The following is a 12,230-nucleotide window of genomic DNA, read 5'->3' as shown; positions in this document are numbered from 1 at the left end:
TTCCTCCAGTCACGTGAACGCCACCGACCCCACCGCCACCTACCTGTCGAGCCTCGAGCACGAGCGGCGGCTGTCGGCGCACACGCTGCGCGGCTACACGCACGAACTCGACGAACTGAAGAGGCTGGCGAACGGCCGGCCGCTGGAAAGCCTGACGGCCACGGACATCCGCGGCGCCGTGGCCCGCGCCCATGCGGGCGGCTTGTCGGCGCGCTCCATCGCGCACCGGCTTTCGGCCTGGCGCGCGTTCTACCGCTGGTACGCGGGGCACGTGGAACTGCCCGCCAATCCGGTCGCCACGGTGCGCGCGCCGAAGCGGGCGAAGACCTTGCCGAAGGCGCTTTCCGTCGACGACGCCAACGCGCTGATGGACGCGCCGTCGCCCGGCACTGCCGAAGGCCTGCGCGACCACGCCATGCTCGAACTGTTCTACTCGTCGGGGTTGCGGCTCGCGGAGCTGGTGGGTCTCGACGTGACGTACGCGAAGGCGGACGGCCACGAATCCGCAGGCTGGCTCAAGCTCGACGCCGCCGAAGTGGAAGTGCTCGGCAAGGGCAACCGGCGTCGCGTGGTGCCCGTGGGCCGCAAGGCGCTCGACGCGCTCAACGCCTGGCTCGCCGTGCGTCACGAATTCGTGAAGGCCGACCCGCAGCCGCTGTTCCTCTCGGTGCGCGGCCACCGGATGTCGCCCAACGTGGTGCGCGAGCGCGTGAAGCGCGCCGCCATTGCCGCGGGCATTCCGGCCAACGTGCATCCGCACGTGCTGCGCCACTCGTTCGCCACGCACGTGCTCCAGTCGAGCGGCGATCTGCGCGCGGTCCAGGAACTGCTGGGACACGCGAGCATCACCGCCACCCAGGTCTATACGTCGCTCGATTTCCAGCATCTCGCGCGCGTCTACGATCAGGCCCATCCGCGGGCAAAGAAACGCGACTGACGCCTGAGGCCCTCGGCATCGCTGCGCTGCCGCCGTGTCAGCGGCGCGATGCCCACGCTGTGCGTCGCCGCCGCTTCGCGTAACCGCGCTATTGCCGCCTATTGCCGCCCTTTAGCGCCTCCTGTATCACCCAACCGAATCCGTCATGAATACCGTTACGCTCAAACCGTCGAAAGAGAAGTCGCTGCTGCGCCGCCACCCGTGGGTCTACGCGAATGCGATCGACCGGGTCGACGGCAAGCCGGCTTCCGGCGCCACCGTCATCGTGCGAGCGCACGATGGCCGGTTCCTCGCGCGCGCCGCCTGGAGCGCGCAGTCGCAGATCCGCGCCCGCGTGTGGAGCTTCGACGAAGCCGAACCCATCGATCACGCCTTCTTCAAGCGCCGCGTGCAGCGCGCGCTGGCGCACCGCCAGCAGATGGTGCGCGACACGGGCGCGGTGCGCCTGATCTTCGGCGAAGCGGACGGCCTGCCCGGCCTGATCGTCGACTACTACACCGCCGACGACGCCGAGGCGCGCGGCCAGCTCGTCTGCCAGTTCATGGCGGCGGGCGTCGAAGCCTGGAAGGACGCGATCGTGGCGGCGCTCGTGGGCGCGACCGGTTGCCCGAACGTCTACGAGCGCTCGGACGTGTCGATCCGCGAGAAGGAAGGGCTCGAGCAGACAACCGGCGTGCTGGCGGGCGACGCACCGCCCGAGACGCTCGTCGTCACCGAAAACGGCGTGCGCTACCACGTGGATGTGCGCAACGGCCACAAGACCGGCTTCTACATCGACCAGCGCGACAACCGCGCGCTCGTGCAGACCTTCGCGCAAGGCCGCGACGTGCTGAACTGCTTCTGCTACACGGGCGGCTTTTCGCTCGCGGCGCTCAAGGGCGGCGCGGCGCGCGTGGTGTCCATCGATTCGTCGGGCGAAGCGCTCGCGCTTGCCCAGCAGAACGTCACGGCGAACGGCTTCGACGCGGCGCGCGCCACGTGGCTCGATGCCGACGCGTTCCGCACGCTGCGCAGCCTCTACGACGACGGCCAGCGCTTCGACCTGATCGTGCTCGATCCGCCGAAGTTCGCGCCGTCGCGCGAGCACGTCGATCGGGCGGCACGCGCGTACAAGGACATCAACCTCAGCGGCTTCAAGCTGCTGCGGCCGGGCGGCCTGCTGTTCACCTACTCGTGCTCGGGCGCAATCGACTCGGAACTGTTCCAGAAGATCGTTGCCGGCGCGGCCGCCGACGCGCGCGTGGACGCGCGCATCCTCAAGCGGCTCGGCGCGGGCGTCGATCACCCGCTGCTCACGGCCTTTCCGGAAGGCGAGTACCTGAAGGGACTGCTGTTGCAAATCGCCTGAGCGGCCCCATTTAGGAGGCTGTTTTTGCGCTGGCGGCGGCCTCGTCCGTACGGCCAACGCGCCCGGTCGCCGCAAGCGGTTGGGAGGCAGATATGTTTCAATAGCCAATTCGATTGCCCGTGCCACGGCGCCCGGGCCACCCTAATTCACGATTCACGCATTGACAGGCGACCAGCATGATTCCCGTTACCATCCTCACCGGCTTTCTGGGCAGCGGCAAAACCACGCTGCTCAAGCGCATCCTGAACGAGAAGCACGGCATGAAGATCGCCGTGGTGGAAAACGAGTTCGGCGAGGAGAACATCGACAACGACATCCTCGTGCAGGACTCGAACGAGCAGATCATCCAGATGAGCAACGGCTGCATCTGCTGCACGATTCGCGGCGACCTCGCGCGCGTGCTGGGCGATCTGGCGGCGAAGAAGCGCGACGGCAAGCTCGACTTCGACCGCGTCGTGATCGAGACCACGGGCCTCGCCAATCCAGGCCCCGTGGCGCAGACGTTCTTCATGGATAACGAGATCGCCGACGAATTTCTGCTCGACGCCATCATCACGCTCGTGGACGCGAAGCACGCGAACCACCAGCTCGACGAACACGAAGTCGTGCAGCGTCAGGTGGGTTTCGCCGATCGCCTTTTCATCACGAAGTCCGACCTCGTCGACGAAAACGCGCTGACTGACCTGCGCCACCGGCTCGTCCACATGAATCCGAAGGCGTCCATTCGTGTCGTCAATTTCGGCGAAGCGGACATCAAGGAAGTGTTCGACCTGCGCGGCTTCAACCTGAACGCGAAGCTCGAGATCGATCCGGACTTCCTCGCCGAAGACGAGCACGATCATGCTCATGACCACGAGCACCACGATCATGACCACGCCGATTGCGACCACGATCACGGCCACTGCAATCACGAAGGCCACGACCACGGCCATCACCACCATCACGCGCATCACGACGACAAGATCAAGTCGTTCGTCTACCGTAGCGACCGGCCGTTCGATCCGAACCGACTGGAAGACTTCCTCGGCGGCATCCTGCAGATCTACGGCGAACGTCTGCTGCGCTACAAGGGCGTGTTGTACATGAAGGGCGTAGACCGCAAGGTCGTGTTCCAGGGCGTGCACCAGATGATGGGCAGCGACCTCGCCTCGAAGTGGCTGCCGGCGGAGAAGAAGACGAACAAGATGGTGTTCATCGGTATCGAGCTGCCGCAAGACCTGATTACCGACGGCCTCGACGCCTGTCTCGCCTGAGCGCCAGCCAGAGAGCAGCAGTGGATTCGCGTGGGCCGCGAGGCCTTGCGTAGGGGTCCAGTAAGGGTCGGCCCGCATTCAGAAATGCGGGCCGACTCCGTTATGGAAGCACAAACGCGAATCGTCGCTTTTTCGCAGTTGCCGGGTTATATTTTCGGGATTGCGGGTGCGGCTACGCGGGTTTCCCTGCTTGCAGCGGCAGATTGTGATTCAGTTACAATACGTGCCCACTAGAGAATGAGAACCTTGGCCCGGTTGTGAAGCGTGCGCCGAAGGTGGGTGCCTGAAGAGGTACCCGAGGAGCAAGCGAGGCAAACACCTCGACGGTAGACGCAACGACGCGCAACCGTGCGCAGCAACGGGTAAGAAACGGCAAGTACGGCACCGGGAAACCTTATCCGGAGCATGCCGATGGCCAGCCGGCGAATGGCGCTAAAGGGCGCTCGCCGGTACGAAAAATGCCTCAGGAGCATCTGTAGATCGGTTTCCAGAGGAGTTCGGCCCCGCATCGGCGCTTCGGCGTCACGACAAAGAGCCTGTCGTCCGTGTTCGCCGGCACTCGTTGAGCGCCATGAAAGCCATTGCGGGTAACACGAAAGTGCGGGCAACATGTGTAACAGTTTTGCCTCACATTGAAGAAGCAAGCCAGATGACGACGAAACGACTCTTGACCGAAGCCGAAATCCTGAAGATGAGCGACAAGGATTACATGAACGACGATCAGCTCGCTTTCTTCAAGAACCGGCTTGAACAGCTGCAGGCGGAAATTCTCCGCAATGCGGGCCAGACAACCGAGAATCTTCGCGAAACCGTGATCGTGCCGGACCCGGCCGACCGCGCGACCATCGAAGAAGAGCATGCGCTGGAGCTGCGCACGCGCGACCGCGAACGCAAGCTGCTGAAGAAGGTGCAGCAGTCGCTTGCGCGTATCGAATCCGGCGAATACGGCTGGTGCGAAGAAACCGGCGAGCCGATCGGCATTCCGCGTCTGCTCGCACGGCCCACGGCCACGCTCTCGCTCGAAGCGCAGGAGCGGCGCGAGCTGCGCCAGAAGCTGTTCGGCGATTGATTGCTGCGGCGCGGCCTGGCCTCAGTCAGACCCGCGCGCAGAGATGAGCTTCATGACGAGGCGCACGGCTTGCCGTGCGCCTTTTTCTTTGGGGTGCCGCTTATCTCTCGCGTCGAGCACTTGTCTCCCGCACGCTCCTTCGCTGACGCCGACCTGCCCCACTGCCGCCCCGTCCTGGCATATGGCACTTAATAGCCGACCCGAGGCGTCGCGTGATGCAAGCCAGGCATCCCGCCTCGCCTACCCTTGATATGCGCGGGCGCGCCCTAAAATAGACCGAATACGCGTGTACCGGCGCGCCGCTGCATGCGCGCCGTCCGCTTCCGGATTCCGGCGGCAGCGCTTGCCGCTGCCGCCTCCACCCGTTTTTGCAACAAGGAACGCACATGGAGCAATTTCACGGTACGACGATCGTTTCCGTGCGGCGCGGCGACAAGGTCGCGCTTGGCGGCGACGGCCAGGTCACCCTCGGCAACATCGTCATGAAAGGCGGGGCAAAGAAGGTCCGGCGCATCTACAACGGCAAGGTGATGGTCGGCTTCGCCGGCGGCACCGCCGACGCGTTCTCGCTGCTCGACCGCTTCGAAGCCAAGCTCGAAAAGCATCAGGGCAATCTCACCCGCGCTGCGGTGGAACTCGCCAAAGACTGGCGTACCGACCGCATGCTGCGCCGCCTCGAAGCCATGCTGATCGCTGCGGATTCGCAGACCACGCTCGTCATCACCGGCAACGGCGACGTGCTGGACCCCGAAGGCGGCATCTGCGCCATCGGCTCGGGCGGCGCCTACGCCCAGGCGGCCGCGCGTGCGCTGGTGGACAACACCGACCTGTCGCCGCGCGAGATCGTCGAGAAGTCGCTGGAGATTGCCGGCGACATGTGCATCTACACGAACCACAATCGCGTCATCGAAACCATCGAGTAACGGACGTAACGGACATAACGGACGAGCCAAGGACAGATCCACGATGAGCACCATGACCCCTGCCGAGATCGTCTCGGAACTCGACAAGCACATCATCGGCCAGGCGCGCGCGAAGAAAGCCGTCGCCGTCGCACTGCGTAATCGCTGGCGCCGGCAGCAGGTAGCCGAACCGCTGCGTCAGGAAATCACGCCCAAGAACATTTTGATGATCGGACCGACCGGCGTCGGTAAAACCGAAATTGCGCGCCGTCTCGCGAAGCTGGCAGACGCACCGTTCATCAAGATCGAAGCCACGAAGTTCACCGAAGTGGGCTACGTGGGCCGCGACGTCGACAGCATCGTGCGCGACCTGATCGAAATCTCCGTCAAGCAGACGCGCGAAGCGGAAATGCGCAAGGTCCGCACGAAGGCGCAAGATCTCGCCGAAGACCGCATCCTCGACATTCTGTTGCCGCCGGCACGGCCCGTGGGCTTCGGCTCGGGCGCCACGAGTGACAGCAGCCACGGCGACTCGGACAGCACCACGCGCCAGACCTTCCGCAAGCGCCTGCGCGAAGGCCAGCTCGACGACAAGGAAATCGAACTCGACGTGGAGCTGCCGCAGGTCGGCATGGACATCATGGGGCCGCCGGGCATGGAAGACATGACCGAGCAGATTCGTTCGATGTTCGCGAACCTGGGCGGCGGCAAGAAAACGCGCCGCAAGCTGAAGGTGAGCGAGGCGCTGAAAGTGCTGACCGACGAAGAAGCCGGCAAGATGCTCAACGAAGAAGAGGTGAAGACGAAGGCCGTGCAGAACGTCGAGCAGAACGGCATCGTGTTCCTCGACGAAATCGACAAGATCACCTCGCGCAACGAAGCCGGTGCCGGCGAAGTGTCGCGCCAGGGCGTACAGCGCGATCTGCTGCCGCTCGTGGAAGGCACCACCATCAACACGAAGTACGGGATGGTGAAGACCGATCACATCCTGTTCATCGCGAGCGGCGCGTTCCATCTGGCCAAGCCGAGCGACCTGATTCCCGAACTGCAGGGGCGCTTCCCGATTCGCGTCGAGCTGGACTCGCTTTCCGTGAAGGACTTCGAGGCCATTCTGGTGGCCACCGACGCGAGCCTCGTCAAGCAATACCAGGCGCTCCTCGCCACCGAAGACGTGCAACTCGATTTCGCCGAAGACGGCATCCGGCGCCTCGCCGAGATTGCCTACGCCGTGAACGAGAAGACCGAGAACATCGGTGCACGCCGGCTCTATACGGTGATCGAAAAGCTGCTGGAGGAAATCTCGTTTGCTGCCGGCAACCACGCGGGTACCAGCGTGACCATCGACGCCGCTTACGTGGACCGCGCATTGAACGAAGTCTCGCAGGACGAAGACCTCTCGCGCTACGTGCTCTAACCAGGCCGCCTGCAAGGCGCCCTAAGCAAAACGAAGACGCCCGGCGCCTGACGCGCCGGGCGTTTTTGTTTCTGCAATCGCCTTCGAGCCACCAACGCTCACTGCTTCACCGGACGCTTCGCGAGCTTGCGCTGCAGCGTGCGCCGATGCATGTTGAGCGCCCGCGCCGTCGCGGAGATATTGCCGCCGTTCTCGGCCAGCACGCGCTGAATGTGTTCCCATTCGAGCCGCGCCACCGAAAGCGGCATGGGGTGTTCCAGCGCCTCTTCGGCCTGGACCGCGCTCGCGTCGCTCTGCAGCGCAGAGAGAATCGTCTCCACGTTCGCCGGCTTGGCGAGGTAGTTGTCCGCGCCGTCCTTCACTGCCTGAACGGCGGTGGCGATGCTCGCGTAACCCGTCAGCACGAGGATGCGCGCGTCCGGCTGAAGCTCGCGCAGCGGCGCCACGAGGCTCAAGCCGGAGTCGTTGCCGAGATGCAGGTCCACCGTGATCTGGCCGAATTTCTGCTGATTCGCCAACCGGATCGCCTCGTCCCCGTCGTGTGCCTGCTGCACCGTAAAGCCGCGCCGGGCGAGGCCGCGGGCCAGAATGCCCGAGAACACCTCGTCGTCGTCGATCACCAGGAAATTCATGTCGCTCATTGGTCTTTTCTCCGTGTTATGCGGTGCGGCCGCCCGGCCCTTCGGTCCTTTCCGGCTCTTTGCTCTTTGCCGGGTGCCCTTGCCGTTTGTCCTTTACCAGCCACCGCGCCTGGTCAGTTCCTGATCCTGCGCCTTTCATGCCGCGATGAAATGACCTGGATCATGTCGCCGCAGAACCGGCGACGCCGCCGGCCGCGTCCGCGCCGGTCGGGGTAGGAACCACGATGTGTGTGGCGGGCAGTCGCAACAGCGCCCGCGTACCGCGTGGCGCCCGGCCGCTCGCGGCAGCCGCCGCCGACGACGAAGTCGAGGCGGCCGCGGGAGCGACATCGGCCAGCTCGATCGAGCCGCCCAGCCGCGCCGCCGCCGAAAACGCGAGATACAGGCCCACGCCGTGACCGCCCTGCGTGCTATCCACCGGCACCGTGCCGAGCGACGCCCGCAACGACGGCGGGATGCCTGGGCCCGCGTCACAAACCTCGAATTCGACCAGATCTTCGTGCCCGGCAGGGCGCGCGGTCAGCGTCACGTGATCGCGGCTCACGCGCGCGGCGTTGTCGAGCAGGATGGTCAGAATCTGGCCGACGGCCACCGTGTCGTCCACGGCGAGGCTGGCGGGCGGCTCGCCCATCAACTCGAATTTCACGTGCGGATGGCGCAGCCGCCACTGCTCCGCAAACGGGCCCATCCACTCGCTCACCGCCTGGCGGCTGCCGCCCGACGACGCCCGGCTGCGCAACCGGGCCAGCGCCGAGGTGCACAGCGTCATCTGCTTTTCGAGCAGTTCGAGGTCGGCCGCGTAGGGCGCAAGGCCTTGATCGGTGCGGGCGGCGTCGCGCAATTCCTCGGTGAGCATGGCGATCGTAGAGAGCGGCGTGCCGATCTCGTGCGCGACGGTGGCAGCCTGCACGCCGAGCGCCACAGCCCGCTCGTCACGCAACAGCCTTTGCTGGGCGTCGCCCAGCGCCGCGTCGCGCTGGCGCAGCGCGCCCGACATACGCGCCACGAACCACGCGATCAGCCCCACGCTCACCATGAAGTTGACCCACATGCCCGCGCGGTAGTAGTCGAACAGGTTCGCGGGGTTGTCCATGTTGAGCGGCACGGAGTCGAACCCGAGCACCGCGTAGCAGGACACGGCGAACGCGGCGAGCCACAGCATCAGGTGCCAGGGCAGCACGGCGGCGGCAATGGCAAGCGACGGCAGATAGAGCGAGACGAACGGATTCGTGGTGCCCCCGGAGAGGAACAGCAGCGCCGAGAGCGCGCCCAGGTCCACCCAGATCTGGCCGAACAGTTCGAGATTGGATTCCGGGCGCTCCTGCGAGACGCGCAGCCAGGTGAGCCCGTTGAAAATGACCTCGAGCCCGATCACGAGCAGCATGGCCGGAATGGGCAGGTGCACGCCGAAGAAGACCTGCACGGCCGCGATCGTGCAGAGTTGCCCGATGATGGCGAGACTGCGCAGCCAGAACAGATGGCCGAGATTGACGCGGCCGGTCATGGTGATTCGATGCATCCGGGGAGTTTAACCGCTAGCAGCACGGCGGCGCGGACTGGTTATTTCGTCCACGTCAATACCTGTGCATTGTCGGCGCAGGCGAGCGGCCGTTCTTGCGGAGGTGTCTCACGCGCCCGCGGGGCCGGGCGGATCGTGGGGCCGCCTCGCCTCGGCGCTGGCGAGGTCGTCGGCGAGGCATTCGGGGCACAGGCACGGCATGCCTCGGACAAGCCGGTCGGCCTGCACAGCCGGCATGGCCCGGCACCAGCAGTCGAACGGGTCGGTGTGGCGGCCGCAGTCGAACGCCCGGCCGCAGCGCGGGCACCGCACGCTCGCCGGCTCCCTGGAGGTGGATGCGGACTGGCTCATTGCGATTTCCCGTGGAAGAAGGCGGTCGAAAGGGAAGGTTCGGAAATGATGCCACGAGTCGCGCCGCCCGACTGTGCGCAACCGTCCCCGGCAACATGCGGCACCTTCCCGTTGCTGCCGCCGGGCAGGCATCCGCACGCCGCCAGGACATCTTTTGCGCACCGCGCAAGCGCGCCACTAAAACCCGGGCAAAACCTCGTGTTACGCCCAGCGCTGCCCATTCGGCAGCCCCCGAATGCCGGCCTGGAAATGCCTGCTGCAGCGCGCCAGTCCTGTACAATTCGCGGTTGATTCTCCCACCGCCGTCGATTCTTTCACCGTTTCACGCCGAGCCCGCTGCCATGTCCGAACCTGCCGACCTCTCGCAGATTCCGCCCACTCTCAAGGCCGAAATCCTGGCCGAGGCGCTGCCCTACATTCGCCAGTATCACGGCAAGACCGTGGTCATCAAATACGGCGGCAACGCCATGACGGAAGAGCGACTCAAGCAGGGCTTCGCGCGCGACGTGATCCTGCTGAAGTTGGTGGGCATCAATCCGGTCATCGTGCACGGCGGCGGCCCGCAGATCGACCAGGCGCTCAAGAAGATCGGCAAGCAAGGCACCTTCATCCAAGGCATGCGCGTCACGGACGAAGAGACGATGGAAGTTGTCGAATGGGTGCTGGGCGGCGAAGTGCAGCAGGACATCGTTACGCTCATCAACCACTTCGGCGGCCACGCGGTGGGCCTGACGGGTAAGGACGGCGGTCTCATCCACGCCCGCAAGCTGATGATGCCGGACCGCGACAATCCGGGTCAGTACGTCGATATCGGCCAGGTAGGCGAGGTGGAAGCCATCAACCCAGCCGTGGTGAAGGCGCTGCAGGACGACGCGTTCATTCCCGTGATCTCGCCCATCGGCTTCGGCGAAGACGGCCTCTCGTACAACATCAACGCCGACCTCGTGGCCGGCAAGCTGGCCGTGGTGCTGAACGCCGAGAAGCTCGTGATGATGACCAACATCCCGGGCGTCATGGACAAGGCCGGCAATCTGCTCACCGACCTCTCCGCCCGCGAGATCGACGCCCTCTTCGCCGACGGCACGATTTCGGGCGGCATGCTGCCGAAGATCGCCTCCGCGCTGGATGCCGCCAAGAGCGGCGTGCATTCGGTGCACATCATCGATGGCCGCATCGAGCACTCGGTGCTGCTCGAAATTCTCACCGAGCAGCCCTTCGGCACGATGATCCGCTCGCATTGAGCAGCCACGGAAAAAGCGTGCCCACGTTCGTGCGCGCGCCACGCCGGCGGCCTCGTGCGCAGCGCGGCGCGCCGGTGTGGCTCTTCGATCTGGACAACACGCTGCATGCGGCCTCGCATGCGGTGTTTCCGGCCATCAACCGGGCGATGACGCAGTACATCGTGGACGTGCTCGAAGTCACCCATGACGAGGCGAACCAGCTGCGCACGAGCTACACGCAGCGGTACGGCGCCACGCTGCTCGGCCTCACGCGCCACCATCCGGTCGATCCGCACCATTTCCTCAAGGTCGTTCACACGTTCCCGGACCTGCGTTCGATGCTGCGCGCGGAGCGCGGCCTCGCTCGCCTCGTCGCCGCGCTGCCGGGGCGCAAGATGGTGCTCACCAACGCGCCCGAAGCCTACGCGCGCGCCGTGCTTGCGGAACTCGGCATCGAGCGGCTCTTCGAGCGCGTCATTGCCATCGAACACATGCGCGACCGCCACGGCTGGCGCGCCAAGCCCGACGCCACCATGCTGCGGCGAGCCATGCGCGACGCCCACGTGCCGCTGCGCGACGCGACGCTCGTCGAAGACACGCGCGGCCACTTGAAGCGCTACCGGCGCCTCGGCATCCGCACGGTCTGGATCACGGGGCACCTGCCCGTCCTGCCGCGCGCACCCGGCGTGCCGGCCCGGCTACCCGGCACTGGCCGTCCGCATTATGTCGACCGCTGCATTCGTTCGTTAAAATCGTTGCACACCGGCGCCGGCCGGGCGCGATTCAAGGGGCGACACTCATGCAGCCAAACGCCAGACCTGACGCAGCCGTAGACGAAGACCCGTTCGACGTCGAGCGTCCCGCCGCGCCGCTCACACCCTCAGCGGCAACCGCGGACGGCAACGCAAACCCAGGCGCCCCGTCGGCGCCCCAGCGGGCGAGCCGTCCGAAACCCGGCGAGCGTCGCGTGCACATTCTGCAAACGCTCGCCACCATGCTCGAGTCGCCCAAGAGCGAAAAGATCACCACCGCGGCACTCGCGGCGCGCATTGGTGTATCGGAAGCGGCGCTGTATCGCCATTTCGCGAGCAAGGCCCAGATGTTCGAAGGCCTGATCGAGTTCATCGAGCAGACCATCTTCGGACTCATCAACCAGATCGTCGCGAAAGAGCCGAACGGCGTGCTCCAGGCACGTGCCATCGGGCTCATGTTGCTCAACTTCGCCGCGAAGAATCCCGGCATGACGCGCGTTCTGACAGGCGAGGCGCTGGTGGGCGAGCACGAACGGCTCACCGAGCGCGTGAACCAGATGACCGAGCGCATCGAGGCATCGGTGAAGCAATGCCTGCGGGTGGGGCTGACGGACGCCGGCACGTCCGCAGCGTCGGCTGACGGCAACGCCAACACAGCGGCAGCGGCAGCCGCCGTGCCGCTGCCGCCCGATTACGACCCGGTGGTGCGCGCGAGTCTACTCGTGAGCTACGTGATCGGCCGCTGGCACCGCTACGCCAAGAGCGGCTTTGCGCGCGAGCCCGGCGAACAGGCCGACGCCCAGTTGCGGCTCATCCTGCAGTAG

Annotated in this window: 12 protein-coding genes; 9 read left to right on the top strand and 3 right to left on the bottom strand. The window is 65.6% G+C overall.

Annotated features, from left to right (window positions below):
* Positions 1-13 precede the first annotated feature (13 nt).
* The 6 genes from xerC to hslU all read left to right on the top strand — a co-directional run bounded on the left by xerC (position 14) and on the right by hslU (position 6,923).
* Positions 14-937, top strand: a complete 924-nt coding sequence (gene xerC, locus PXJ20_RS03150; protein WP_421030153.1) for a tyrosine recombinase XerC — start codon at positions 14-16, stop codon at positions 935-937.
* Positions 938-1,082: 145 nt separating this feature from the next.
* On the top strand, positions 1,083-2,285 hold the full coding sequence (locus tag PXJ20_RS03145; RefSeq protein WP_126878583.1) for a class I SAM-dependent rRNA methyltransferase: 1,203 nt from the start codon (positions 1,083-1,085) through the stop codon (positions 2,283-2,285).
* A 176-nt stretch (positions 2,286-2,461) separates the two neighbouring features.
* The gene (locus tag PXJ20_RS03140) at positions 2,462-3,538 is read left to right on the top strand and encodes a CobW family GTP-binding protein (protein ID WP_017772398.1); all 1,077 of its coding nucleotides are present in this window, start codon (positions 2,462-2,464) and stop codon (positions 3,536-3,538) included.
* A gap of 649 nt (positions 3,539-4,187) precedes the next feature.
* The gene (dksA, locus tag PXJ20_RS03135; RefSeq protein ID WP_017772397.1) at positions 4,188-4,607 is read left to right on the top strand and encodes an RNA polymerase-binding protein DksA; all 420 of its coding nucleotides are present in this window, start codon (positions 4,188-4,190) and stop codon (positions 4,605-4,607) included.
* Between the two features lie 386 nt (positions 4,608-4,993).
* A complete protein-coding gene (gene hslV / locus PXJ20_RS03130; protein WP_017772396.1) occupies positions 4,994-5,530 on the top strand; it encodes an ATP-dependent protease subunit HslV in 537 nt (178 codons plus the stop codon).
* A gap of 43 nt (positions 5,531-5,573) precedes the next feature.
* Positions 5,574-6,923: an ATP-dependent protease ATPase subunit HslU gene (gene hslU, locus PXJ20_RS03125; RefSeq protein WP_017772395.1), complete on the top strand. Its 1,350-nt coding sequence runs from the start codon at positions 5,574-5,576 to the stop codon at positions 6,921-6,923.
* 98 nt (positions 6,924-7,021) lie between these two features.
* On the opposite strand, the gene PXJ20_RS03120 is transcribed toward hslU, so the two are convergent.
* The 3 genes from PXJ20_RS03120 to PXJ20_RS03110 form a co-directional block, all read right to left on the bottom strand.
* A complete protein-coding gene (locus tag PXJ20_RS03120) occupies positions 7,022-7,564 on the bottom strand; it encodes a response regulator transcription factor (protein ID WP_017772394.1) in 543 nt (180 codons plus the stop codon).
* A gap of 160 nt (positions 7,565-7,724) precedes the next feature.
* Positions 7,725-9,083, bottom strand: coding sequence for an ATP-binding protein (locus PXJ20_RS03115; protein ID WP_277597145.1), 1,359 nt, complete (start codon positions 9,081-9,083; stop codon positions 7,725-7,727).
* A gap of 108 nt (positions 9,084-9,191) precedes the next feature.
* The gene (locus tag PXJ20_RS03110; RefSeq protein ID WP_017772392.1) at positions 9,192-9,434 is read right to left on the bottom strand and encodes a cysteine-rich CWC family protein; all 243 of its coding nucleotides are present in this window, start codon (positions 9,432-9,434) and stop codon (positions 9,192-9,194) included.
* A 341-nt stretch (positions 9,435-9,775) separates the two neighbouring features.
* On the opposite strand from PXJ20_RS03110, the gene argB reads away from it, so the two are divergent.
* Genes argB through slmA form a run of 3 tightly spaced genes read left to right on the top strand, consistent with a single transcriptional unit; the run spans position 9,776 to position 12,230 of the window.
* A complete protein-coding gene (gene argB, locus PXJ20_RS03105; RefSeq protein ID WP_017772391.1) occupies positions 9,776-10,675 on the top strand; it encodes an acetylglutamate kinase in 900 nt (299 codons plus the stop codon).
* Positions 10,676-10,704: 29 nt separating this feature from the next.
* Positions 10,705-11,487 (top strand): pyrimidine 5'-nucleotidase, encoded by a 783-nt coding sequence (locus PXJ20_RS03100; RefSeq protein ID WP_421030963.1) that lies wholly within the window; start codon positions 10,705-10,707, stop codon positions 11,485-11,487.
* Positions 11,454-12,230, top strand: coding sequence for a nucleoid occlusion factor SlmA (slmA, locus tag PXJ20_RS03095; protein WP_421030152.1), 777 nt, complete (start codon positions 11,454-11,456; stop codon positions 12,228-12,230). Before PXJ20_RS03100 ends, slmA begins: the two co-directional genes overlap by 34 nt.

Origin of the sequence: Paraburkholderia sp. A1RI_3L, from assembly GCF_048957895.1 — a bacterium.
Lineage (GTDB): Bacteria > Pseudomonadota > Gammaproteobacteria > Burkholderiales > Burkholderiaceae > Paraburkholderia > Paraburkholderia kururiensis.
This window is presented reverse-complemented; position numbering and strand designations above follow the sequence as displayed.

Excerpts from the sequence above, each read along its gene's own strand:
- PXJ20_RS03145 (WP_126878583.1), top strand. The coding sequence starts at position 1,083 with ATGAATACCGTTACGCTCAAACCGTCGAAAGAGAAGTCGCTGCTGCGC.
- PXJ20_RS03140 (WP_017772398.1), top strand. The coding sequence starts at position 2,462 with ATGATTCCCGTTACCATCCTCACCGGCTTTCTGGGCAGCGGCAAAACC.
- dksA (WP_017772397.1), top strand. The coding sequence starts at position 4,188 with ATGACGACGAAACGACTCTTGACCGAAGCCGAAATCCTGAAGATGAGC.
- hslV (WP_017772396.1), top strand. The coding sequence starts at position 4,994 with ATGGAGCAATTTCACGGTACGACGATCGTTTCCGTGCGGCGCGGCGAC.
- hslU (WP_017772395.1), top strand. The coding sequence starts at position 5,574 with ATGAGCACCATGACCCCTGCCGAGATCGTCTCGGAACTCGACAAGCAC.
- PXJ20_RS03120 (WP_017772394.1), bottom strand. The coding sequence starts at position 7,564 with ATGAGCGACATGAATTTCCTGGTGATCGACGACGACGAGGTGTTCTCG.
- PXJ20_RS03115 (WP_277597145.1), bottom strand. The coding sequence starts at position 9,083 with ATGCATCGAATCACCATGACCGGCCGCGTCAATCTCGGCCATCTGTTC.
- PXJ20_RS03110 (WP_017772392.1), bottom strand. The coding sequence starts at position 9,434 with ATGAGCCAGTCCGCATCCACCTCCAGGGAGCCGGCGAGCGTGCGGTGC.
- argB (WP_017772391.1), top strand. The coding sequence starts at position 9,776 with ATGTCCGAACCTGCCGACCTCTCGCAGATTCCGCCCACTCTCAAGGCC.
- slmA (WP_421030152.1), top strand. The coding sequence starts at position 11,454 with ATGCAGCCAAACGCCAGACCTGACGCAGCCGTAGACGAAGACCCGTTC.